The sequence below is a fragment of the Aerophototrophica crusticola genome, assembly GCF_012913305.1.
Classification (GTDB): Bacteria; Pseudomonadota; Alphaproteobacteria; order Azospirillales; family Azospirillaceae; genus Niveispirillum; species Niveispirillum crusticola.
In genome coordinates, this window is the sequence record NZ_CP051775.1 from 2,076,582 (window position 1) to 2,097,785 (window position 21,204).

Below are 21,204 nucleotides of genomic sequence, written 5' to 3' on the forward strand. Positions count from 1 at the left end.
CCGTCGTCAAGATTATCGCGCGCCCGTACTCGAACGTGGTAGAGGTGGCGGGGGCCACGTGCGGGATCTCATGGTCGACCTTTTCGGATTGCCTGCCAGGGTTGCCGAGCTGGAAGGACGGTGCGGGCGCCAGGACGGTGACACCGCCGGACGGCTGTCCGACCTGCTGCACCTGGCCTGGTACCTGCGCCAGCGGGATACCCAGCGCTGCCTGTCCCTGCTGGGGGAGGTGGAGCGGCTGCTGGACATGGCCCCCCTGTCCGAAGACACCCTTGCCCTGGCCCGCGCCCGCGCTTCCCTGACCCGGGCGGAATGCGTGGCCCGCCTGCATGTCGACCTTGGCGCCGCCGAGGGGCTGGTCGCCGCCGCCCGGGCCGGGTTCGCCGCCCTGGCCGACCCGGTAGGCGAGGGTGATTCCTGTTTCTGCAGTTCCGACATCGCCTTGCTGCGCGGGGACATGCCCGCCGCCACCCGGCGGCTGGAGGAAGCCCGACAGCTCTACCGTCGCGGTGACGACCCGGTGCGGGCGGCCATTGCCGATGCCTGGCTGGGACGGCTTGAGAGCTATGGCACCCTGGAACAGGCGGAGGTCCGGTGGACCGCGCCGCTGCGGGAGGCCAACACCCTGGAACATCCGGCGGTGCGGGCCCACGTGGCCTGTTTCCTGGGTGGCATCGCCTTCCAGCGCAGCGACTTCACCGGCTGCATCACCCATTGGCAGGAGGCCTTCGACAACGCCGTGGTGGCCGGCTGCCGCTGGCTGAGCATCACCTTGGCCGCCACGACGGGTGCCGCTTACGCCAACCTCAACGACCTGCCCACGGCCCTGGAGTGGAAGGAGAAGGCCTTCGCCCTGGCGGAGCCGACCGGCTGGCCGGAGGCCCTGGGCACCGCGCTTTCCTCCATGGCGGAGACGACCACCAGCCTGGGGCACCATGCCCGCGCCCGGCACCTGTTCGAGGAGGCGCTGACATACCTGGCCAAGGTGCAGGGCGTGCGCCGCTATGTCATCACCTGCATCGCCTATGGCGACCTCTGCCTTGCCATGGGCGACGCGGGCACGGCCCTGCCCTGGTATGAGAAGGCCTGCACCGGGGCCGTCCGGCTGGGCCACCCGGACACGGAGCACTCGGCCATGCGCGGCATGGCCGCGGCCCTGCTGGCGCTGGACCGGCTGGACGAGGCCAAGGCGGCGGCGGAGCGGGCGCTCTCCCTGTTCGCGGACCGGGGCGACCGGTTCCACCAGATCCGGGTGCTGCAGGTGCTGGCCGGCATCCACCGCGCCCAAGGCGACGTCCGCGCCGCCGCCGGCCTGTTGGAGCGGGCCGTGGCGATCGGGGAGGAGATGGCGGGATACCAGCTGCCGCCCGACCTGTTCGCCGAGCTGTCCCACGACCAAGAGCTGGCAGGCGACCTCCGCAAGGCCCTCGCTTATGAGCGGCGGGCCCGCGACGCCCTGGGCAACCTGTATGAGCGCCAGGGCCGCAACCGCGTGCAGGCCATGCAGGTGCGCTTCGACACGGAGCGGGCGCGGGCCGACGCGGAGCACCACCGCCTGCTGGCCAGCGCCGAGGCCGCCCGCGCCGCCGCCCTGGACCACGCCAACACCACGCTGGAACTGCTGGGCCGCATCGGCCAGGAGATCACGGCCACCCTGGACAGCGAGTCGGTGTTCCAGGCCCTGTACCGCCACATCGGCGACCTGCTGCACGCCCCCAGCCTGTTCATCGGCCTGCTGGACAAGGAGGGCGGGAAGCTGGATGTCCGCTTCCGCATGGAGGACGGGCGGCGGCTGCCGCCCCGTCATGACCTGCTGACATCCGACACGCTGGCGGCCCAGGCGGTGCGGGAGAACCGGGAGATCCACAAGGATTTCAGGGAGGACGAGCCGCGCCTGACCATCCCCGGCACCCGGCCCATGCGCACCGCCCTCTACCGGCCCCTGGTGGTGGGGGAGCGGGTGCTGGGCGTGTTGTCGGTGCAGTCCGACCGGGAATCCGCCTATGGCCCGCGCGAGTTGCAGGTGTTCCGCACGCTCTGCGCCTATGGGGCCATCGCCCTGGCCAACGCGGAAGCCTACCGGCAACTGGACCGGGCCGTCACCGACCTGCGCGACGCCCTGGGCCGGCTGGTGCAGCAGGAGAAGATGGCCGCCCTGGGCCAGTTGGTCGCCGGCGTGGCGCATGAGGTGAACACGCCCTTGGGCGTCACCCTGTCGGCCGTCTCGCTGCTGCACGACAGCATGAGGCAGATGCAGGAGACCCTGAACGGTGGCGTGCTGACCCGCACCAGCCTGGCGGAGCACCTGCAGACCGGGGTGGAGCTGGCGGGGCTGGCCCAGCGGAACGTGGTGCGCGCCGCGGACATGGTGCGCAGCTTCAAGGAGGTGGCGGTCGACCGCAGCAACGATGACCGCCGCATCTTCGACCTGGGCGACTATCTGAAGGAGCTGCTGGGGCTGGTGCGGCCGCGGCTGGTGCAGGCGGGGGTGCGGGTGGAATTCGACGGCGCGCCACCCATCCAGATGGACACCTTCCCCGGCGCCCTGGCCCAGGTGGTGACCAACCTGCTGGCCAACGTGGCGGACCATGCCTATCCGCCGGGCAAGGCCGGCACCGCCCGGGTGACCGCCGACGCCCTTCCCGACGGCGGGGTGGAGATCACCGTGGCCGACGACGGGGCCGGCATCCCCGCCGATATCCTGCCCAAGGTCTTCGACCCGTTCTTCACCACCCGGCGGGCGGCCGGGAACATGGGGCTGGGCCTGCATGTGGCCTTCAACCAGGTGACCCAGCGCCTGCGCGGCAGCATCGAGGTGGAAAGCCAACCGAGCCAGGGCACCGCCGTCCGGGTGCGCATCCCCGCCGACGTGATGGCCGCCGCGCCCTAGGCCTGTTTCCAGCAGACTGGAAACAGGCCTAGCATTTTGTGTTCCCCAGGCGCCCCCGGCTCGGGGACCAGGGCAGACTCTGCGGCAGTCGCCGCCGGAACGTTCTTACAATGAAGGTAAACACGCGCTACGCCGGGAACCGCTCCTTCAGCCGGCGCATCAGGGCGTCGCGCACCTGACGGTAGGCGTCCAGCCGCGTCTCCCGCGTGCCCTCGATGATGGAGGGGTCGAAGGTGTGCCAGAACTCCACGTCGCAGGCCATGGTGCGGGTCATCTCCACCGCCCGGTGCTGCGCCTCCGGCGAGAGAGAGATGACAAGGTCGAAGCTGGTGTCCTCCAGCTGGTCGAAGGTCTTGCAGCGGTGGCGGGACATGTCCACGCCCAGCTCCGCCATCACGGCGGTGACGAACGGGTCCTGGTCCCCTTCCCGCACCCCGGCCGAATCGACGTACAGCCGGGTGCCTTGCAGCTTCTTCAGCAAGCCCTCGGCCATGGGGGAGCGGATAGCGTTGTGGGTGCAGGCGAACAGGACGCTGGAAATCCGGGTGGGGTGGATTTCGGCCATCGCCTTGCCTAGCCCCGGATGTGCAGGACGCAGATCAGGGTGAAAAGCCGCCGCGCCGTCTGCAAATCCAGGTCGATCTTGCCCGACAGCCGTTCCCGCAGCAGTTCCGACCCCTCGTTGTGCAGGCCGCGGCGGCCCATGTCGATGGCCTCGATCTGGCTGGGGGCCGCCGTCTTGATGGCCTTGTAGTAGCTGTCGCAGATCAGGAAATAGTCCCGGACGATGGTGCGGAACGGGCTGATGGGCAGCACCACCTTGGCCACCTCCCCGTCATCCTCCCCCCGCACGTCGAACACCAGCCGGTTGTCCTCGATGGACAGGTACAGGCGGAACGGGCCCTGGTCCGGAAGCTCCGCCAGGCGGAACCGGTTCTCCTCCAGCAGGTCGAACAGGGCCACGGCCCGTTCATGCTCGACCTCCGGGTTGCGGCGGACGACATGCTTCTCGACGAGCTGGACGTGGGTGACGCGGTGGTGCGGCTGGTGGGTCATGGCAGGCGCATGATCCCCAACCCCGGGGGGGTATGGCAAGCCGTATCAGTGGGGGTGCCCGCCCTCAGGTACGTCACGTCCCCTGCCCCAACCGGATCGCCACGGACAAGGCGTGCGCCCCGAGCCCCTCCGCCTCTGCCAGCGTCACCGCCGCCGGGCCGATGGCGCGCAGGGAATCGGGCGTGCAGCCCACCAGGGTGGTGCGCTTCATGAAGTCCAGCACGTTGAGGCCGCTGGAGAAACGGGCGGACCGGGCCGTGGGAAGGACATGGTTCGGCCCGGCCACATAGTCGCCGATGGCTTCCGGCGTGTAGCGGCCCAGGAAGATGGCGCCGGCATTGCGGATTTCCGCCGCCAGGGCGTCCGGGTCGGCCACGGCAAGTTCCAGGTGCTCCGGCGCCAGCCGATCCACCAGGGGCACGGCCTGGGACAGGCTGTCCACCAGGATGATGGCGCCATGCTCGGCCCAGCTCTGCCCCGCGATCTCCGTCCGCGGCAAGGTCTGCAAGTGCAGCTCCACCGCCCGGGCCACGGCATCGGCAAAGGCGGCGTCGTCGGTGATCAGGATTGATTGGGCCGAGGTGTCGTGTTCCGCCTGGGACAGCAGGTCGGCGGCGATCCAGGCCGGGTCGTTCTGCCCATCGGCCACCACGAGGATTTCCGACGGGCCGGCGATCATGTCGATGCCGACGGTGCCGAAGACTTGCCGCTTGGCTGCGGCCACATAGGCATTGCCGGGCCCGGTGATCTTGTCCACGGGGGCGATGGTCTCCGTGCCATAGGCGAGCGCGCCCACGGCCTGGGCCCCGCCGATGCGATAGATTTCCGTCACGCCCGACGCGCGGGCGGCGGCCAGGACCAGGGGGTTCAGCACCCCGTCGGGGCTGGGCACCACCATGGCGATGCGCGGCACCCCCGCCACCTTGGCGGGGATGGCGTTCATCAGCACGGAGCTGGGATAGGCCGCCGTGCCGCCGGGCACATAGATGCCCACGGCGCCAACGGGCGTCCAACGGGCGCCCAGGCGCACGCCGGCCGCATCCACATAGTCCTGCCGGTCCGGCACCTGCCGGCGGTGGAAATCCTCGATCCGGGCGGCGGCCAGGTGCAGCGCGTCCAGCGTGGCCGGGTCGCAGGCGGACACGGCGGCATCCACCTCCGCGGCCGTGACGCGCAGGGTATCGGCGGTGAGGTCCAGCCGGTCCCAGCGCTTGGTGTAGTCCAGCACCGCCGCGTCGCCGCGGGCGCGGACGTCTGCCAGGATGTCGGCCACGGCGGCGTTCAGATCCTCGGCCGTCTCCCGCTTGGCATGGAGCAGGCCCCGGAAGCCGTCCTCGAAGCGGGGGTCGGCGGTGGAGAGCCTAAGCGGCATGGGATGCTGCCTCCTGGAATCGGTCGATCCAGCCCTGGATCTCTTCATGGCGGGTCTTGAAGGCCGCCCGGTTGACGACGAGCCGGCTGCTGATGTCGGCGATGTGCTCGATCTCCACCAGCCCGTTGGCCTTCAAGGTGGACCCGGTGGAGACCAGGTCAACGATGCGGCGGCAGAGGCCCAGGCTGGGCGCAAGCTCCATGGCGCCGTTCAGCTTGATGCATTCCGCCTGCACGCCGCGGGCGGCGAAGTGGCGGCGGGTGATCTCCGGGTATTTGGTGGCGACGCGGACATGGGACCAGCGGCTGGGGTCGTCCTCCCCACCAGGGCCACCGGCTCGGCCACGGCGATGCGGCACTTGCCGATGCCCAGGTCCAGCGGCGTGTAGATCTCGGGGTAGTCGAATTCCATCAGCACGTCGTTGCCGCAGACGCCAAGCTGGGCCGCGCCGAAGGCGACGAAGGTGGCCACGTCGAAGCTGCGCACCCGGATGATCTGCACGTCGGGCCGATTCGTGGCGAAGCGCAGCGCGCGGGACTTGGGATTGTCGAAGTCCGGCTCCGGCTCGATGCCCACATGCCGCAGCAACGGGCGCACCTCGTCCAGGATGCGGCCCTTGGGCAGGGCCAGGACCAGGAGGTCGTTGGCGGGCGGCGACATGTCTATACAGGCTCCGGCGTCTCGACAGGCCGACGGCCAGAAGACGCCCGGCCGCCGGGCGCCCTTACTTGGCATGGCAAAGGGCGTGCGTCCAGCCGTGAGCGATACGCGGGCGGCAACCCTGCCCGGATGTCAGAGGGTCCAGATGCGCCGTGGCCCCGCTCAGGCCGTCGCCGCCTGCCCATCATGGCAGGGCCGGGCCCCCGTGGGCCAGGGCTCGCCGATGTCCTCCAGGCGCACGTCCAGGGCAGCCGTCTCCAGCCGGACGCAGTGGCCGCCGGAGAAATGGAGCAGCACCGCGCCTTCCCCCGGCTCGATGGACAGCAGGCTCAGCATCTGGGTGCGGTCGCGCAGGTCCAGGTTGCGGTAGCTGGCGCGGGTGATGTTGTGGAAACGGATGGCGCAGTTGGTGCGCTCGAAGCCGCAATCCTCGTCAGGGGTGGGGCCGGTGGCGGCCTTGGCGCCGTTGCGCTCGGCGCATTCCCACTTGAAGCGGTTGGCCACCAGGACGAAGGCCTGCTCGTCAGGCAAATAGCCCACGTCGCAGATGGGGATGATGGCGTCCTGCATCATGGCGGAGACCACCTTCAGATCATCCGCGTCCTGCGCGCGCAGCTTGAGACCCGTCGCCATCGCCCCGACCACCCCTTGGCAAGCCCCGGCGGTCCCGCACGGGACCGCCACGGCCCCATATTTAGGAAGCGTCCCGCAGACGTTCCATATCCGCCCCGCAGGCGATGAGCTTCTCTTCCAAATGCTCATAGCCCCGGTCCAGGTGGTAGATGCGGTTGACCACCGTCTCCCCCTCCGCCGCCAGGCCGGCGAGCACCAGGGAAACCGAGGCGCGCAGGTCCGTGGCCATGACGGGCGCGCCGGTCAGCTTCGGCACGCCGCGCACCAGGGCGGAGGCGCCGTGCACGGTGATGTTGGCGCCCATGCGCGCCAGTTCCGGCACGTGCATGAAGCGGTTCTCGAAGATGGTCTCCGTGATCATGCTGGCGCCCTTGGCCACGCACATCAGGGCCATCATCTGGGCCTGGAGGTCGGTGGGGAAGCCGGGGAACGGCTCGGTCATGGCGTCCACGCCGATCAGGTCGCCGGTGCGGGCGACGCGCAGGCCGCGCTCCGTCTCCGTGAAGGTCACGCCCGCGCCGGCCAGGATCTTGGCCATGGCGCGGAGGTCGTCCAGCCGGGCGCCCAGCAGCTCCAGGTCGCCGCCGGTGATGGCGGCGGCCATGGCATAGGTGCCGGCCTCGATCCGGTCCGGCAGGATGGCGTGGGTGGCGCCGTGCAGGGTCTTCTTGCCGCGGATGCGCAGCCGGTCGCTGCCCACGCCGTCGATGTCCGCCCCCATGGCGATCAGGCAGCGGGCAAGGTCGCCGATCTCCGGCTCCCGGGCGGCGTTGACCAGGGTGGTCTCCCCGTCTGCCAGGGCCGCCGCCATCATCAGGTTCTCGGTCGCGCCCACGGAGACCTGGGGGAAGACGATCTCCGCCCCCTTCAGCCCGCCCTTGGGAGCCTTGGCCAGGATGTAGCCACCCTCGATATCGATCTCCGCCCCCATGGCCTGCAGGCCCTTGATGTGCAGGTCGACGGGGCGGGGGCCGATGGCGCAGCCCCCGGGCAGCGACACCTTCGCCTCCCCGAACCGGGCCACCAGGGGGCCCAGCACCAGCACGCTGGCGCGCATCTTGCGGACCAGGTCGTAATGGGCGGTCAGGTTGGTGATGTTGGCGGCGTCCAGATGGACATCCCGCCCCTCATAGCTGGTGCCCTTGCCGTTCACCACCACGCCGACGCCGTGCTGGGCCAGCAGGTTGGACATGGTGACGATGTCCGCCAGGTGCGGCAGGTTCCGCAGCGTCAGCGTCTCCTCCGTCAGGAGGCAGGCGGCGAGGAGCGGCAGGGCGGCGTTCTTGGCCCCGCTGATGGCGATCTCGCCCTTCAGCGTGCGGCCACCGCGGATACGGAGCTTGTCCATGGCAGGTTCTGAGGCTCGGGGGTGGGGACGGGCGGGGACTGTCGGCCGGGACCATGGCCGAAGCATGGTTAACGCGGGGTATGCCTGCGGCAGGAAACCTTCAGAGCCGCGGCAGGGTCACGCCCTTCTGGCCCATATATTTGCCGGCCCGGTCGGCATAGGAGACCTCGCACGGGGTCGCGCCCTGGAAGAACAGGAACTGGCACAGCCCCTCATTGGCATAGACCTTGGCCGGCAGCGGCGTGGTGTTGCTGATCTCCAGCGTCACATGGCCCTCCCACTCCGGCTCCAGCGGGGTGACGTTCACGATCAGGCCGCAGCGGGCATAGGTGGACTTGCCCAGGCAGACCACCAGCACGTCGCGGGGGATGCGGAAATATTCCACCGTCCGGGCCAGGGCGAAGCTGTTGGGCGGGATGACGCAGACGTCGGTCTTGCGGTCCACGAAGCTCGTCTCATCGAACCGCTTGGGGTCGACGACGGCGTTGTCCACGTTGGTGAAGATCTTGAACTCGTCCGCCACCCTTGCGTCGTAGCCGTAGGAGGACAGGCCGTAGGAGATCACCCCTTCCCGCTTCTGCGCCTCCGTGAACGGCTCGATCATGCCCTTGGTGGTCGCCATGTCGCGAATCCAGGTGTCGGGCATGATGGGCATGGGGACCTCGGCGGGTTGGGGTCAGCGGGTTGGGGATCGGTGGCGCGTGACGCACGATCCTTGGTAGCCCACCGGGTACGGTCCTGCCAAGCGGGACGGGATGCCTAGGCCGCCCCCTCCGTCGGGGTGACGGGCGCCGGGTCCGTCACTTCCCGCCCGCGCTCTTGTTCTTTCCGTTTGCGCAGGTTGTCGCGCAGGGCCTGGGCCAGGCGGTCCTTGCGGTCGTCCTTCTGGGGCGGGGATTTTTTCGGCGGGGTGGTCATGGTGCTCCCGGGGAGTGGCGTGTGGCATCCGTTGGCCGGATTCCAGGCTTTCCGCGGCTTCCCGTCAAGTCGGCGGAAAAACTGTGGCGAGCCGGGCGATTTGTGTTGCAAGCCCGGAAACCCTGTGGCACATAGCGCGCCACTTCGGCGGACGGACGCCGGGGTGACGAAAGGTTGCTGCCGTAGCTCAGTCGGTAGAGCGCGTCCTTGGTAAGGACGAGGTCGTTGGTTCGATTCCAATCGGCAGCACCATTCCCCCTCCCCAAAATCGGTAAATCGTAGGTCGGATCAGGCGCGGCGCGCCGTAATCCGACATCCATGACGACCGCCTTCGGCGCGTCGGATTACGCGACCTTGCGGCCGCTAATCCGACCTACGGGTCTCACGCCGCCCAATAGCGCCCGCCGGTCATGGGCTGCGGCACGCCCGTGGTGCCCGGGACGGAAAGGGGCAGGCCCAGCCGGCTGCGGACGGCCAGGTAGGCGAAAGCCTCCGCCTCCAGCGAATCCCCGTTCCAGCCCACCGCGTCCACAGGGGAGACGGGCGCGCGCAGGCGTCGGGCCAGCATCCACATCAGCGTGTCGTTGCGCCGCCCGCCGCCGGTGACCAGCCAGCGCGCCGGGCGGCTGGGCAGGTGCTCGGCCGCCGCCGCGATGGAAGCCGCGGTGAAGGCGGTCAGGGTGGCGGCCCCGTCCTCCAGCGACAGGCCGGCCACCGCGTCGGCCGACCAGGCGTCCCGGTCCAGGCTCTTCGGGAACGGCGCGGTGAAATAGGGATGGGCCAGCAGGGCGGCCAGGATGCCCTCGTCCACCGTGCCCTTGGCGGCGATGCGGCCGCCATCGTCGAAGGGATCGCCCGTGTGGCGCAGCACCCAATCGTCCACCAAGGCGTTGCCCGGGCCGGTGTCGAAGGCGGCAACGTCCAGCTCCCCGGCCCCCAGCCAGGTCACGTTGGCCACGCCGCCGATGTTCAGCACGGCAAGGGGCCTGTCCAGGTCCGTCGCCAGGGCCTGGTGGTAGAGGGGGACCAGCGGCGCCCCCTGCCCGCCCGCCGCCACGTCGGCGCTGCGGAAATCGTTCACCACGGGGATGCCGGTCAGGGTGGCCAGCAAGGCGCCGTCGCCGATCTGCCAGGTGCGGCGCTGCTCCGGCGCGTGCAGGATGGTGTGCCCGTGGAATCCGACCAGGCCGACCTCTTCCCGCTCCACGCCCGCCATGCCCAACAGGCTGTCCACCGCGGCGGCATGCAGCTCGGTCAGTTCCCGCTCCACCCCCGCCACGTCCCCCTGCCCGCCCAGCACGGCGCGCAGCCTGTCGCGGAAGGCCCGCCGGTAGGGCACGGTCAGGAAGGCACCCGCCTCTGCCACCCCGCGCCCGTCCGTGCGCAGCAGGGCGGCGTCGATCCCGTCCAGGGAAGTGCCGCTCATCAAGCCGATGGCGAGGGTCGTGTCTGGCATGCGTGGGATCCGTCAGATTTGTCCGGGGGCATCCGACATGATAACAGACACGCCCTTACGCAACGCTCAACAGGTTCCGTGACATGACCACGCCCCTGCCTTCATCCGTGAAGTCCGACTTCCTGCGCGTGATGCTGGAGCGGGGCTATTACCACCAGGCCACGGACGTGGAGGCCTTGGACAAGGCCCTGGGCGCGGGCGGGCTGGTGGCCTACAACGGCTACGACGCCACGGCGGACAGCCTGCATGTGGGGCACCTGCTGCCCACCATGATGCAGCGCTGGCTCCAGAAGTGCGGCGGCAAGCCCATCCTGCTGATGGGCGGCGGCACCACCAAGATCGGCGACCCCTCCGGCCGGGACGAGACGCGGCAGCTGCTGACCAACGAGGCCATCGACGCCAACATCGCCAAGATCAAGACGGCGTTCGACCGGCTGTTCGACTTCGGCCCCAACGGCGCCCTGCTGGTGAACAACGCGGATTGGCTGGACCGGCTGGAATACATCCCCTTCCTGCGGGACGTGGGCCGGCACTTCACCATCAACCGCATGCTGACCTTCGACAGCGTCCGCCTGCGGCTGGACCGGGAGCAGCCGCTGACCTTCCTGGAATTCAACTACATGATCCTCCAGGCCTATGATTTCGTGGAGCTGAACCGGCGCTACGGCTGCGTGTTGCAGACCGGCGGCAGCGACCAGTGGGGCAACATCGTCAACGGCGTGGATCTGGGCCGGCGCATCGCCAACAAGGATTTGTTCGGCCTGACCTGCCCGCTGCTGACCACCGCGTCGGGCGCCAAGATGGGCAAGACTGCCGCCGGGGCCGTGTGGCTGAACAGCGACCGCCTGTCCGACTGGGACTTCTGGCAGTACTGGCGCAACACGGAGGACGCGGACGTGGGCCGCTTCCTGAAGCTGTTCACCGAGCTGCCGTTGGATGAGATCGCCCGGCTGGAAGCCTTGCAAGGGGCCGAGATCAACGAGGCCAAGAAGATCCTGGCCACGGAGATCACCAAGCTGGTCCGCGGCCCCGAGGCGGCGGAGGCCGCGGCGGAGACGGCCCGCCGCACCTTCGAGCAGGGGGCTCTGGCGGAGGGCCTGCCCACCGTGGAGGTGGCGGGGGCGGAGCTGGCGGACGGAGTGACCGTCTTCTCCCTGCTGGCCAGGGCGGGGCTGGTGGCGTCCAACGCCGAGGCCCGGCGGCAGATCAAGCAGGGGGCGGTGAAGCTGAACGACCAGCCGGTGAGTGACGAGTTCGCCAAGGTGACGGCAGCGGACTTGGTCAGCGACGGTGCCGCCAAGCTGTCCCTGGGCAAGAAGAAGCACGCGCTGGTGCGGGCATCGTGACGGGTACGGCCGGGGCGGGTGCCATGCCCGCCCCGGCCATCCGCGACAGGGCTTACTTCTCGCCCTTGTGCTGCTCCATGTAGGCGCGGGTGTGGTGGTGGACGTTGCCGTCGGCGTCCTTGTATTCCCGGCTCTTCAGGTCGTCGGCCCCCTGCCCCGTGCTGGGGGAGCCGCCGCTGGCGGACTGGCGGCCGGTGTCGGACTTGCCGCTGTCGGAGCGGTTGTTGTCCGAGCGCTTGCCGTCATTGCCGGAGGCCGACTGGCGGCTGTTGTCGGACTGGTGGCTCTCGGATCGGCTGCTGTCGCTGGCGGACTGGCGGCCGCCCCCGTCGTCCTTGGTGTGGGGATAGGGTTCGGCCGCGCTCTTGTGCGGGTGCTTTCCCGTGCCCTGCTGGCTGCTGTTGGCCATGCTGTCTCTCCCTCTGTTCTTCGATCCCGGCTACACGGGCCGGAAGGGACCGGGTGAACAGGATGGGCCGAGCGGGCATCGCGCCGGGGAAGCGGGGTGGCCCCGCCCCCTCTGCGTGGCGAGAGCATTAGCGAACAGCGGGGTGCCTTGCCTTCAGGCCCGCGACAGGCAGCCCGGCATGGCGGCACGCAGGTCGTCGGACGTGGCCTGGAGCCGGCGGGCAAGGATGCGGGCCTCCATCGCGGCATCGACATAGCCGTGGTCCTGCTTCGGCAGGGAGGCCAGCAGCGCGTCGATGGACATCAGTGTCGTGCGGTTGGCGATGCGGCTGAGATGGGCCGGGCTGCCCGGCACCTCCTCCTGCGGTCCGCGGCGCCCGCTGGGCAGCCCGCCGCCTTGCCATTCGTCTGACATGGGTTCCCCTCGGTCCCGTCCGGTGCGCCTTGTGTCGGCGCTTTTCGCTGTCGGGAGCAGACTAACACGTATGGTCGGATTCCGCACCCATGGGATGGGCGCGACCGGCCAATGTCCTAGCCGAACGGACGGTCGAATCGGTCCCGGACAGCCACTAAAGGATGAGCAACAGGTTGAGATGGATCAACGACCGTGACGGGGGACCGTGCATAGATGTCGCAGCGGGGAGGACGGATGAATTTTCGTGTCCCGGAACCGGCCCCCGGTTGATATGTCTGGCCGCAAGGCCTGGGGACCGGCCTACTAAGGTCTAGGCCGCCGTGGAGGTGGATCGGCTTGAGCAACCGACCGCGCCGCGGGATAATCAGGAAACGCTAGGGATCGGCGGCGCCCCTCTTTCCGGTGCCGACCATGGATCAAACCAGAACCCGCGGGGGGATAACCAGCCCATGAGCAACAACACGTTCTTCCCGGTGCAAGAGGACGTCGCCCGCAGCGCCTGGGTCGACGCGGCCAAGTACCAGGCCATGTACGACCAGTCCATCAAGGACCCCGAGGGCTTCTGGGGCGAACACGGCAAGCGCATCCACTGGTTCAAGCCCTACACCAAGGTCAAGGACACCTCCTATACCGGCGACGTGCACATCCGCTGGTTCGAGGACGGCACGACCAACGTCGCCTACAACTGCATCGACCGGCACCTGGCCACCCGCGCCGACCAGACGGCCATCATCTGGGAGGGCGACAGCCCGGAGGAGAGCCGGCACATCTCCTATGCCGAGCTGCACCAGAACGTCTGCCGCCTGGCCAACGTGTTCAAGAAGCACGGGGTCAAGAAGGGTGACCGGGTCACCATCTACCTGCCGATGATCCCGGAGGCCGCTTACGCCATGCTGGCCTGCGCCCGCATCGGCGCCATCCACTCCATCGTCTTCGGCGGCTTCTCCCCCGACAGCCTGAAGGACCGCATCGAGGGCTGCGAGAGCGCCCTGGTCATCACGGCGGACGAGGGCCTGCGCGGCGGCCGCAAGGTGCCGCTGAAGGCCAACGTGGACAAGGCCGTGGCCGGGCTGGACGTGGTCAAGTCCGTGCTGGTGGTGAAGCGCACCGGCGGCGCCGTGGCTTGGACCGAGGGCCGCGATCTCTGGTACGACGACGAGATGTCCAGCGTGTCCAGCGACTGCCCGGCGGAGGAGCTGGGGGCCGAGGACCCGCTGTTCATCCTGTACACGTCCGGGTCCACCGGCAAGCCCAAGGGCGTGCTGCACACCACGGGCGGCTACCTGGTCTATGCGTCCATGACGCACGAGTACGTCTTCGACTACCATGACGGCGACATCTACTGGTGCACCGCCGACGTGGGCTGGGTGACCGGCCACAGCTACATCGTCTATGGCCCGCTGGCCAACGGCGCCACCACGCTGATGTTCGAGGGCATCCCCAACTACCCCGACGTCAGCCGGTTCTGGCAGGTCATCGACAAGCACAAGGTCAACATCTTCTACACCGCCCCCACCGCCATCCGCTCGCTGATGCGCGAGGGCGAGGGCCCGGTGAAGCGGACCAGCCGCGCCTCCCTGCGGGTGCTGGGCAGCGTGGGTGAGCCCATCAACCCCGAGGCCTGGCTCTGGTACTACAACGTGGTCGGCGACGGCCGCTGCCCATCGTGGACACCTGGTGGCAGACGGAGACGGGCGGCATCCTGATCAGCCCGCTGCCCGGCGCCATCGGCCAGAAGCCCGGTTCGGCCACCCTGCCCTTCTTCGGCGTCAAGCCCGTGGTGGTGGACAATGAGGGCAACCTGCTGGAGGGGGAGACGGAGGGCAACCTCTGCATCGCCGACAGCTGGCCCGGCCAGATGCGCACGGTCTTCGGCGACCATGAGCGGTTCGTGCAGACCTATTTCAGCACCTTCGCCGGCAAGTACTTCACCGGTGACGGCTGCCGCCGCGACAAGGACGGGTACTACTGGATCACCGGTCGCGTGGATGACGTGATCAACGTGTCCGGCCACCGCATGGGCACGGCGGAGATCGAGAGCGCCCTGGTCGCCCACCCGAAGGTGGCGGAGGCCGCGGTGGTGGGCTACCCGCACGACCTGAAGGGCCAGGGCATCTATGCCTATGTGACCCTGAACGCCGGCGAGGAGCCCAGCGACGAGCTGCGCAAGGAGCTGGTGACCTGGGTCCGCAAGGAGATCGGCCCCATCGCCACACCGGACCTGATCCAGTGGGCGCCGGGCCTGCCCAAGACCCGTTCCGGCAAGATCATGCGCCGCATCCTGCGCAAGATCGCCGCCAACGAGTACGAGGCCCTGGGCGACACCAGCACCCTGGCCGACCCCAACGTGGTCACCGACCTGGTGGGCAACCGCATGAACCGCGGCTGAACGGCCGGTTCGGTGGAGTGAGAGACGGCGGCCGGGGCAACCCGGCCGCCGTTTTCGTTGGGTGTGGTGTTGCCGATGCGCTGGCAGGCCGTTAGCTTGTAAGGCACGGAACCCTTGCGGGATTGGCGCCATGGGCATCATGTTGACGGTGACGGCCAAGGGCCAGGTGACCCTCCGCAAGGAGGTGCTGGAGCACCTCGGGGCCAAGGCTGGTGACAAGCTGGAGATCGACCTCCTGCCCGGGGGGCGGATGCAGGTGCGCGCCAAGCCGACCCGGCCGATCTCCGACGTGTTCGGCATGCTGAAGCGGCCCGGGCAGCCGACCCTGACCGTCGAGGAGATGAACGACATCATCGCGGCAGGTTGGGCCGGAGAGCGATGAGGCGGCTAAGGGTCACCGCGGACACGAACATCCTGGTCCGCGTCATCACCGAGGACGACCCCGCCCAGGCCGCGGTGGCACGGCTGATGCTGGATCAGGCGGAGATCGTATCCATCCCCGTGCCTGCCTTGTGCGAGATGGCCTGGGTGTTGGGTAGGGGTTACAGGTTGCCCGCGGCGGATATTGCCGCAGCCATCGAGCGCCTACTGGAGGCCGGGACCGTCGAGACGGACACGCCGTCGGTCGAAGCCGGGTTGGCCCTCCTCAGGCAGGGCGGTGACTTCGCGGATGGCGTCATCGCCTTCCAGGGACAACAAAGCGGCGGGGTTGTTTTTGCCAGCTTCGACAGATCGGCCGTGAGAAAGCTGGCCGCGTCCGGCATCGCTGCGGCCGATCCCGTCGAACTGGTCGAGGCGGGGGCGTCGCGCCCCTAATCGGCCGTTGCCACAAGGTGACGCACGGTCGTCGGCGGCAACGGCAGCCACTCCTTCAGCACCGCCGGCCTCAGGTCCACACCCTCAAGCCCGTCCAGGTCGAACCAGGCGAACTCCAGCCGCGGCTCCACCCCACGGAACGGGTTGGTGGGCAGGTCGGGGATGGTGGCATCGTAGCAAAAGCCCACCTCGATGAAACCCGTGCCCGCATAGGTGAATTGGTTCTCCACAACCCAGAGCAGCGAGCCCACGGTGGCGGTGCGGCCCAGCTCCTCCCGCAGCTCGCGTGCCACGGCCTGGGCGCTGGTCTCCCCCGGCTCGATCCCGCCGCCGGGCAGGGACCAGAAGCCGTCCCCGTCCTGCCGATGCAGCAGGACGCGGCCGCCCTGGCGGACCACGGCCACGGCGCGGATGTGGCGGCGGATCGCGTCGGGCATGGCCCCTCCCCTCACCTCTCCCGCAGCCACCCGGTCATGCTGTAGCGCCCCGCCCCGGCGAAGGGGGTGACGTAGCTGACATGGTGGGGGGTGGGCACGTGGAAGAGGTTCAGGGCGTTGAAGCTGGGGATGAAGCCTTCCAGCACGTTGCCGGCCGGGTCGGTGAACTCCAGGATGCCGCCCCACTCGGTGCGCCATTCCGGGGTCAGGTTCAGCACATAGGCCAGCTTGCGCTTCTGGGCTGACGTGCCCAGGTCGGTGTGGCCGGTCAGGAAGTGGTGGGGCTTGAACAGGGTGGCTTGGCTGTCGGCCATGGCGATGGTCGGGACGCCGCTGATCTCCCGCACGAAGTCCAGGAAGGGTTCGCTGTTCAGGAACTCCAGCAGCCGGAACACGTAGAGCGGCTGGTTCGGGTCCCGCTGGTACAGGTCCCAGACCGGGTAGTTGCAATAGATGTACTGGAAGCCCTGGCGCGCGCTGGTGCGGATCAGGTTGGCCAGCCAGGCCTGCTTGTCCGGGGTCAGGGCGGCATATTGCTGGGGCGCCAGGGCGTGGACCTTGTCCCCTTCGTTGAAGATGACGTTCCAGGGCACCTCGGAGACGAGGCAGCGGTGCAGCCGCTGGGCCGCGGCGGGGTCGAGTATGCCGGGGATGTGGGCGCGCCCGTGTTGGCGCAGCCTTTCCGCGATGGCGGCCCGCGCTTCCGGCCGTTCCAGGTCAGGGTGAAGGCGGATGGGCGGCTCGGCGGTCATGGGCGGGTTCCCGGCGGCAGGTCACCCGCTGCATAGCCGGAAGCCCGCCGCCGGTCCAGGCCCCTCAGCGCGTGCGGGTCGAGGCGGACGCCCCCATGCCGGGCAGCACGTCGAAGCCGCTGGGGAAGAGCTGTTTCGCCACGTCGGACACCAAGAAGCGGAAACTGGCCTGGTCGGGACGCAGCTCACCGCTGACCTGGTTGGTGGCGGTGCTCAGCGCCTCCTCCCCCTTGCAGAAGGCGCCCGCCACGCGGACGGTGCTTTTCAGGTCCAGGAAGCCGGCGTTGGCGGCGGGCGCGGCCTGTTCCTTGGCCACCGTGGCGCACAGGCCGCGCGGGTCCAGCTGGTCGTCGCCATGGAAAACCATGACCATGCGGTGCTCCGCCTTCGGGTCGAAGCCCTCGCCCCGGGTGAAGTTGCGGGTCGGGTCGGTGAGTTGCTCCGGCAGGGCCTTCATGACCGATTCCGCGAAGGCGGCGGGCTCCATGCCGGGCACGTTGCCCTGGACCACCAGGGCGAAGCCGGGGTTGCCGGGCGGCAGGGGGGAGTCGGGGGCCGGCGCGGGGCTCGCCGGGGTGCTGGGCTGGACAGGGACCACCTGCGGCTGGGGCGGCGGCTCCGCCGGCTGCTGCGCCAGGGCCGGCATCGCCAGCAGGGCCGAGGTCGCCAAGAGCAGGGAAAGCCGCGCGGCGCGGGCAAACTTAAGGGTTCGCAAGGGCTGTCCTCCGTCGCGTCGGTAAGGACGGAACGCGGACAGGGGTCACGGGTTCCCCTGCGCTACCCGATATCCCGCTTCAGCACGCCGCCCGCCCCGCACCAGGGCAGGCGCTTGCCGCCCTTGTAGGGCCGGGCTAAGCCGTCGGCGATCAGGGTCTTGGCCAGGTCCGTGCCGTCGGCCAGCACCACCCGGGCCCGGACGCGCCCGCCGAACTTGTCGTCCTGCACGTCCAGCAGGCGCACCTGGGCATCGCCCCGGGCCACAAGGGCTTTCAGCCGCGCCTTGGCTTCCTGGGCCAGTTCCTTTTCCGCCTTGCAGCGGGAACGGGTCTCCGGCGTGTCGATGCCGTCCACCCGCACCCGGGTCTCCACCGCCTGGTTCAGCCAGACGGTGGCGCGGACGGCCAGGGTATCGCCGTCCACCACCTCCAGCACCTCCGCCGGCACGGGGCCGGACAGCCGCTCCACCGCCCCGGCGGGGGCGGACAGCAGGGCCAGGAGGGCAACGCTACTTAGGACGGTGCGCACGGGAGACCTGTCGGCCTTGGGATCATGGTCTGACCATACCCCAGAACCCGGTCTCGATGAAGCGCAATCGGGATGATGGTCCTATATATCCCGCAGGAATAGACCATTTTGCACGCGCCAGGGGGATAATAGGCGCGCTTACCTACACTAGAATTAGAAGTCGCTGCACCGGCCGCCCTGTTCCCAGTCACCATAGCGCGTGGGCTCCGGGCCGGCAGGCCCGCCGATCTCACCGGGCGGCTGGGCGGCCGGCTTCTTGGCGGGTCGGCGGCGGGCGGGGTGGCCTCGGTGGCCTGGGGCTTGGTGTCGGTGTTGGTCATGGGCCTGATATGGCGCTGGGTGAACGGGATGCCAAGGTGGGGTCAGTCGGCGACGACCTGCCCGTCGGCGTCCACGGAGACCGCCAGCGGGCGCAGGCGCCGGCCCTGGCAGGGGCCGGAGACGCAGAAGCCATCCTCCACCCGGAACAGGGCGCCATGGGTGCCGCATTGCAGGTGCTGGCCGTCCAGGCTCATAAACCGGTCGTCGCCCCAGTCCAGGGGCACGCCCACATGGGGGCAGGCGTTGAAATAGCCGAAGGCCTGGTCGCCACGGCGGGCCACCAGGAACTTCACCTTCCGCTCCCCCTGCCCGCCCTCGATCCCCTTGGCCTGGCCGTCGGGGATGTCGGAAAGGGCGCAGAGGACGGTGCCCGGATCAAGCACCGGCAAGCTCGACCCCCGCGAGGCGGCAGGCGTGGGCCCACTGCTCCGGCGTCACCGGGCAGACGGACAGGCGCGATTGCTTGATCAACTGCATCTGCGACAGGACCGGGTCCTGCTTCATCTGCTGGAGCGTCACGGGCACCTTTACCGGGGTCACCGGCTTCAGATCCACCATGACGAACTTGCCGGATTCATCGGAGGGGTCCGGATAGGCCTCCCGCACCACCTCGGCGATGCCGACGATCTCCAGCCCTTCGTTGGAATGGTAGAAGAAGGCTTGGTCGCCCACCCGCATGGCCTTCAGATTGTTGGCTGCCTGGTGGTTGCGCACCCCGTCCCAATGGGTGCGGCCGTCGGCCACGAACTTGTCCCAGGAGTATTTGAAGGGCTCCGACTTCACCAGCCAGAAGGCCATGGTGGGCTCCGATTTGCGTTGCACGGGCATGGGATCGGGCGGCTCAAGCCGCCGGAAAGACCTTGCGGAAGGGTCGGATGGTGGTGCTGGCGAACAGCCCCGCCTGCGCATAGGGGTCGGCCGCGGCGAAGGCCTCAACCTCTGCCTTCGTGTCGAAATCCAGCACCAGCAGGCTGCCGATGGGGCTGCCCTCCTCCGTCAGGATCGGGCCGGCGATCATGACCTTGGCGATGTTGGCCTCGATGTAGGCCAGGTGGGCCGGCCGGTTGGCCAAGCGGGTGTCGAGCGCGCCCGGCTTGTCCAGGCATTCCAGGATGAAGGCCATGTGGGGGTCCCCTCGGCGTTCGGATGAGTCGGCCGGGACCTTAGCGCGGGGGCGCCCCGCGATAAAGCGTCAACCAAGGGTGATGTTCGGGCGCCCCGCCTGTTGGGGAGGCGCTGGCCGCGTGGCCGGCCCATCCTTCCCGAAAAGGCAAAGACGAGGAGCGCACAACCATGGCGGACCACGACGATCGCTACCGCGGTGACCGATCCCGCGGCGACAACCGGGGCCTCCGCGGCTATGCCGAGGAGTTCCGGCGCGAGTTCACCGGTGAGGGCTATAACCGCGGCGACCGGGATTATTACGGCGCCCGCGACCAGGGCTCCCGCGATTATGGCCGCAGCGGCGCGGACTATTCCCGTGAGGGGCGCGACTATGGCCGCACCGACTATGCCCAGGGCATGCGCGACGACATGCGCGGCTATTCCGAGCAGTCCGGCTCCGGCGGCAGCCGCGGCTATGGCGACGAGGACCGGTTCTTCGGCCGTGGGCGGGAATATGGCTCGGGCAGCATGGGCGGCAGCTACAACGAATCGTCCCGCGACTATGGTTCCCGCCTGATGGGCAACCGCGACTATGACCGGCAGGAGTTCGGCTCGCGGGAACGGGACTATGGCTCGCGGGATTATGGCAGCCGGTCCTATGGCGACCGCGACTACGGCCGGTCCGGCGAGGATTATTCCTCCCGCAGCTATGGCTCCAACTATGGCGGCGGCGGCGCCCTGGGTGGCGGCTTCCGGGAGCGGGTGGACCGGGACTTCGGCGCCCGCGACTATAACTTCGGCAGCCCCAACGTCAGCCGCGGCGGCTATGGCGGGGGCAGCTACGGCTCCTCCTACGGTTCCTCCTCCGGCGGTGGCCGGGACGACAATGAGCGCGGTTTCTTCTCCCGCGCGGGGGACGAGGTGAAGAGCTGGTTCGGCTCCGACGATGCCGAGCGCCGGCGCGAGATGGACGCCCGCCGGGGCGATGACGGGGCGCAGCACCATGTGGGCCGCGGCCCGCGCAACTACCAGCGCTCCGACAGCCGCATCCAAGAGGATGTGAGCGACCGGCTGACCGCCGACCCGCGGGTGGACGCCAGCGAGATCGACGTGGCCGTGAGCGGCTGCGAGGTCACCCTGACCGGCACCGTCAACAGCCGGGAGGAGAAGCGCCGGGCCGAGGACGTGGCCGAGGCTGTCATGGGCGTGAAGCATGTGCAGAACAACCTTCGCGTCCAGCAGCGCGGCAGCTCCACCAGCTTCGGCGGCTATGGCAGCAGCAGCTATGGCACCAGCGCCGCGGGCATGAGCGGTGCCCTGGGCGCCGGCGGCCTGTCGGGCGGCACCGGCGGCGGCATCTCCAACGCCGGGATGGGCGCGCTGAACAACAGCGGCGGCAGCACCGGGACGGGTGACCGCTCCACCGGCAGCAGCTTCGAGGGCACGGGCAGCATCGGCGGCACCAACAATGCCAGCGCCGGCCTGGGCTCCATGGGCGGCGGCACCGGCAGCACCAGCACGGTGCGGACGGGCGACACCGCCTCTGGCAGCAACGCCGTCAGCGACCTGGGCAGCACCCCCAGCAGCGGCGGCACCGGCGCCACCACCGGCACGTCGGGCACGACGACGCGGAAGTGA

At 69.3% G+C, this 21,204-nt stretch carries 23 protein-coding genes, 1 tRNA gene and 2 pseudogenes; 7 read left to right on the forward strand and 19 right to left on the reverse strand.

Going from position 1 to position 21,204, the window contains the following annotated elements; genetic code table 11:
• Positions 1-70: 70 nt before the first annotated feature.
• Positions 71-2,890, forward strand: a complete 2,820-nt coding sequence (locus HHL28_RS10065) for a tetratricopeptide repeat-containing sensor histidine kinase (RefSeq protein WP_075768561.1) — start codon at positions 71-73, stop codon at positions 2,888-2,890.
• Positions 2,891-3,017: 127 nt separating this feature from the next.
• On the opposite strand, the gene HHL28_RS10070 is transcribed toward HHL28_RS10065, so the two are convergent.
• The 8 genes and pseudogenes from HHL28_RS10070 to HHL28_RS10105 form a co-directional block, all read right to left on the reverse strand.
• Complete coding sequence (locus HHL28_RS10070) at positions 3,018-3,455, reverse strand: arsenate reductase ArsC (RefSeq protein ID WP_075768560.1); 438 nt, start codon at positions 3,453-3,455, stop codon at positions 3,018-3,020.
• An 8-nt stretch (positions 3,456-3,463) separates the two neighbouring features.
• Complete coding sequence (locus HHL28_RS10075; protein WP_075768559.1) at positions 3,464-3,946, reverse strand: UPF0262 family protein; 483 nt, start codon at positions 3,944-3,946, stop codon at positions 3,464-3,466.
• A gap of 73 nt (positions 3,947-4,019) precedes the next feature.
• Complete coding sequence (gene hisD, locus HHL28_RS10080; RefSeq protein WP_075768558.1) at positions 4,020-5,318, reverse strand: histidinol dehydrogenase; 1,299 nt, start codon at positions 5,316-5,318, stop codon at positions 4,020-4,022.
• A pseudogene (gene hisG / locus HHL28_RS10085) lies at positions 5,308-5,978 on the reverse strand (ATP phosphoribosyltransferase). Before hisG ends, hisD begins: the two are co-directional and overlap by 11 nt.
• Positions 5,979-6,140: 162 nt before the next feature.
• Complete coding sequence (locus HHL28_RS10090; protein ID WP_075768556.1) at positions 6,141-6,611, reverse strand: DUF2948 family protein; 471 nt, start codon at positions 6,609-6,611, stop codon at positions 6,141-6,143.
• Between the two features lie 61 nt (positions 6,612-6,672).
• Positions 6,673-7,959, reverse strand: coding sequence for a UDP-N-acetylglucosamine 1-carboxyvinyltransferase (gene murA, locus HHL28_RS10095; RefSeq protein WP_075768555.1), 1,287 nt, complete (start codon positions 7,957-7,959; stop codon positions 6,673-6,675).
• Positions 7,960-8,059: 100 nt separating this feature from the next.
• Entirely contained in the window at positions 8,060-8,614 is a 555-nt protein-coding gene (dcd, locus tag HHL28_RS10100) for a dCTP deaminase (RefSeq protein WP_075768554.1), read from the reverse strand.
• A 104-nt stretch (positions 8,615-8,718) separates the two neighbouring features.
• Complete coding sequence (locus HHL28_RS10105) at positions 8,719-8,877, reverse strand: hypothetical protein (RefSeq protein WP_169655076.1); 159 nt, start codon at positions 8,875-8,877, stop codon at positions 8,719-8,721.
• Positions 8,878-9,053: 176 nt separating this feature from the next.
• On the opposite strand from HHL28_RS10105, the gene HHL28_RS10110 reads away from it, so the two are divergent.
• Positions 9,054-9,129 (forward strand) — tRNA-Thr (locus HHL28_RS10110).
• Between the two features lie 130 nt (positions 9,130-9,259).
• Here HHL28_RS10110 and HHL28_RS10115 read toward each other — a convergent pair.
• The gene (locus tag HHL28_RS10115; protein WP_075768553.1) at positions 9,260-10,333 is read right to left on the reverse strand and encodes an anhydro-N-acetylmuramic acid kinase; all 1,074 of its coding nucleotides are present in this window, start codon (positions 10,331-10,333) and stop codon (positions 9,260-9,262) included.
• A gap of 83 nt (positions 10,334-10,416) precedes the next feature.
• Here HHL28_RS10115 and tyrS point away from each other — a divergent pair, with 83 nt between their 5' ends.
• Positions 10,417-11,679, forward strand: coding sequence for a tyrosine--tRNA ligase (gene tyrS, locus HHL28_RS10120; RefSeq protein WP_075768552.1), 1,263 nt, complete (start codon positions 10,417-10,419; stop codon positions 11,677-11,679).
• Between the two features lie 52 nt (positions 11,680-11,731).
• Here the strand turns inward: tyrS and HHL28_RS10125 are convergent, their stop codons facing one another.
• A complete protein-coding gene (locus tag HHL28_RS10125; RefSeq protein ID WP_075768551.1) occupies positions 11,732-12,088 on the reverse strand; it encodes a hypothetical protein in 357 nt (118 codons plus the stop codon).
• A gap of 153 nt (positions 12,089-12,241) precedes the next feature.
• The gene (locus HHL28_RS10130; protein WP_075768550.1) at positions 12,242-12,502 is read right to left on the reverse strand and encodes a hypothetical protein; all 261 of its coding nucleotides are present in this window, start codon (positions 12,500-12,502) and stop codon (positions 12,242-12,244) included.
• A 449-nt stretch (positions 12,503-12,951) separates the two neighbouring features.
• Between HHL28_RS10130 and acs the strand changes: the two are divergent.
• The 3 genes and pseudogenes from acs to HHL28_RS10145 all read left to right on the forward strand — a co-directional run bounded on the left by acs (position 12,952) and on the right by HHL28_RS10145 (position 15,707).
• Positions 12,952-14,891 (forward strand): annotated as a pseudogene (gene acs, locus HHL28_RS10135) (acetate--CoA ligase).
• Between the two features lie 130 nt (positions 14,892-15,021).
• The gene (locus tag HHL28_RS10140) at positions 15,022-15,273 is read left to right on the forward strand and encodes an AbrB/MazE/SpoVT family DNA-binding domain-containing protein (protein ID WP_075768548.1); all 252 of its coding nucleotides are present in this window, start codon (positions 15,022-15,024) and stop codon (positions 15,271-15,273) included.
• Complete coding sequence (locus HHL28_RS10145; protein ID WP_075768547.1) at positions 15,270-15,707, forward strand: type II toxin-antitoxin system VapC family toxin; 438 nt, start codon at positions 15,270-15,272, stop codon at positions 15,705-15,707. The genes HHL28_RS10140 and HHL28_RS10145 overlap by 4 nt, the downstream gene beginning before the upstream one ends.
• Here HHL28_RS10145 and HHL28_RS10150 read toward each other — a convergent pair.
• From HHL28_RS10150 to HHL28_RS10185, 8 genes are all read right to left on the reverse strand, one after another.
• Positions 15,704-16,144, reverse strand: coding sequence for an NUDIX hydrolase (locus HHL28_RS10150; RefSeq protein WP_075768546.1), 441 nt, complete (start codon positions 16,142-16,144; stop codon positions 15,704-15,706). The genes HHL28_RS10145 and HHL28_RS10150 overlap by 4 nt on opposite strands.
• A gap of 11 nt (positions 16,145-16,155) precedes the next feature.
• A complete protein-coding gene (locus tag HHL28_RS10155) occupies positions 16,156-16,896 on the reverse strand; it encodes a 2OG-Fe(II) oxygenase (RefSeq protein WP_075768545.1) in 741 nt (246 codons plus the stop codon).
• 64 nt (positions 16,897-16,960) lie between these two features.
• On the reverse strand, positions 16,961-17,611 hold the full coding sequence (locus HHL28_RS10160) for a hypothetical protein (protein WP_075768544.1): 651 nt from the start codon (positions 17,609-17,611) through the stop codon (positions 16,961-16,963).
• A gap of 62 nt (positions 17,612-17,673) precedes the next feature.
• On the reverse strand, positions 17,674-18,141 hold the full coding sequence (locus tag HHL28_RS10165; RefSeq protein WP_075768543.1) for a thermonuclease family protein: 468 nt from the start codon (positions 18,139-18,141) through the stop codon (positions 17,674-17,676).
• A 153-nt stretch (positions 18,142-18,294) separates the two neighbouring features.
• Complete coding sequence (locus HHL28_RS18575; RefSeq protein WP_404326905.1) at positions 18,295-18,588, reverse strand: DUF1674 domain-containing protein; 294 nt, start codon at positions 18,586-18,588, stop codon at positions 18,295-18,297.
• A complete protein-coding gene (locus HHL28_RS10175) occupies positions 18,504-18,845 on the reverse strand; it encodes a Rieske (2Fe-2S) protein (protein WP_083698795.1) in 342 nt (113 codons plus the stop codon). The genes HHL28_RS18575 and HHL28_RS10175 overlap by 85 nt, the downstream gene beginning before the upstream one ends.
• A complete protein-coding gene (locus HHL28_RS10180; RefSeq protein WP_075769128.1) occupies positions 18,838-19,260 on the reverse strand; it encodes an EVE domain-containing protein in 423 nt (140 codons plus the stop codon). Before HHL28_RS10180 ends, HHL28_RS10175 begins: the two co-directional genes overlap by 8 nt.
• Before the next feature lie 43 nt (positions 19,261-19,303).
• The gene (locus tag HHL28_RS10185) at positions 19,304-19,585 is read right to left on the reverse strand and encodes a YciI family protein (protein ID WP_075768540.1); all 282 of its coding nucleotides are present in this window, start codon (positions 19,583-19,585) and stop codon (positions 19,304-19,306) included.
• A 170-nt stretch (positions 19,586-19,755) separates the two neighbouring features.
• On the opposite strand from HHL28_RS10185, the gene HHL28_RS10190 reads away from it, so the two are divergent.
• On the forward strand, positions 19,756-21,204 hold the full coding sequence (locus tag HHL28_RS10190; RefSeq protein ID WP_075768539.1) for an SWFGD domain-containing protein: 1,449 nt from the start codon (positions 19,756-19,758) through the stop codon (positions 21,202-21,204).

Bases quoted from the DNA above. Each gene is read 5' to 3' on its own strand.
- HHL28_RS10105 (WP_169655076.1), bottom strand. From the start codon at position 8,877: ATGACCACCCCGCCGAAAAAATCCCCGCCCCAGAAGGACGACCGCAAG.
- HHL28_RS10065 (WP_075768561.1), top strand. From the start codon at position 71: ATGGTCGACCTTTTCGGATTGCCTGCCAGGGTTGCCGAGCTGGAAGGA.
- HHL28_RS10140 (WP_075768548.1), top strand. From the start codon at position 15,022: ATGGGCATCATGTTGACGGTGACGGCCAAGGGCCAGGTGACCCTCCGC.
- tyrS (WP_075768552.1), top strand. From the start codon at position 10,417: ATGACCACGCCCCTGCCTTCATCCGTGAAGTCCGACTTCCTGCGCGTG.
- HHL28_RS10075 (WP_075768559.1), bottom strand. From the start codon at position 3,946: ATGACCCACCAGCCGCACCACCGCGTCACCCACGTCCAGCTCGTCGAG.
- HHL28_RS10155 (WP_075768545.1), bottom strand. From the start codon at position 16,896: ATGACCGCCGAGCCGCCCATCCGCCTTCACCCTGACCTGGAACGGCCG.
- murA (WP_075768555.1), bottom strand. From the start codon at position 7,959: ATGGACAAGCTCCGTATCCGCGGTGGCCGCACGCTGAAGGGCGAGATC.
- HHL28_RS10130 (WP_075768550.1), bottom strand. From the start codon at position 12,502: ATGTCAGACGAATGGCAAGGCGGCGGGCTGCCCAGCGGGCGCCGCGGA.
- dcd (WP_075768554.1), bottom strand. From the start codon at position 8,614: ATGCCCATCATGCCCGACACCTGGATTCGCGACATGGCGACCACCAAG.
- HHL28_RS10070 (WP_075768560.1), bottom strand. From the start codon at position 3,455: ATGGCCGAAATCCACCCCACCCGGATTTCCAGCGTCCTGTTCGCCTGC.
- HHL28_RS10125 (WP_075768551.1), bottom strand. From the start codon at position 12,088: ATGGCCAACAGCAGCCAGCAGGGCACGGGAAAGCACCCGCACAAGAGC.
- HHL28_RS10150 (WP_075768546.1), bottom strand. From the start codon at position 16,144: ATGCCCGACGCGATCCGCCGCCACATCCGCGCCGTGGCCGTGGTCCGC.
- HHL28_RS10190 (WP_075768539.1), top strand. From the start codon at position 19,756: ATGGCGGACCACGACGATCGCTACCGCGGTGACCGATCCCGCGGCGAC.
- HHL28_RS10185 (WP_075768540.1), bottom strand. From the start codon at position 19,585: ATGGCCTTCATCCTGGAATGCCTGGACAAGCCGGGCGCGCTCGACACC.
- HHL28_RS10180 (WP_075769128.1), bottom strand. From the start codon at position 19,260: ATGGCCTTCTGGCTGGTGAAGTCGGAGCCCTTCAAATACTCCTGGGAC.
- HHL28_RS10090 (WP_075768556.1), bottom strand. From the start codon at position 6,611: ATGGCGACGGGTCTCAAGCTGCGCGCGCAGGACGCGGATGATCTGAAG.
- hisD (WP_075768558.1), bottom strand. From the start codon at position 5,318: ATGCCGCTTAGGCTCTCCACCGCCGACCCCCGCTTCGAGGACGGCTTC.
- HHL28_RS10145 (WP_075768547.1), top strand. From the start codon at position 15,270: ATGAGGCGGCTAAGGGTCACCGCGGACACGAACATCCTGGTCCGCGTC.
- HHL28_RS10115 (WP_075768553.1), bottom strand. From the start codon at position 10,333: ATGCCAGACACGACCCTCGCCATCGGCTTGATGAGCGGCACTTCCCTG.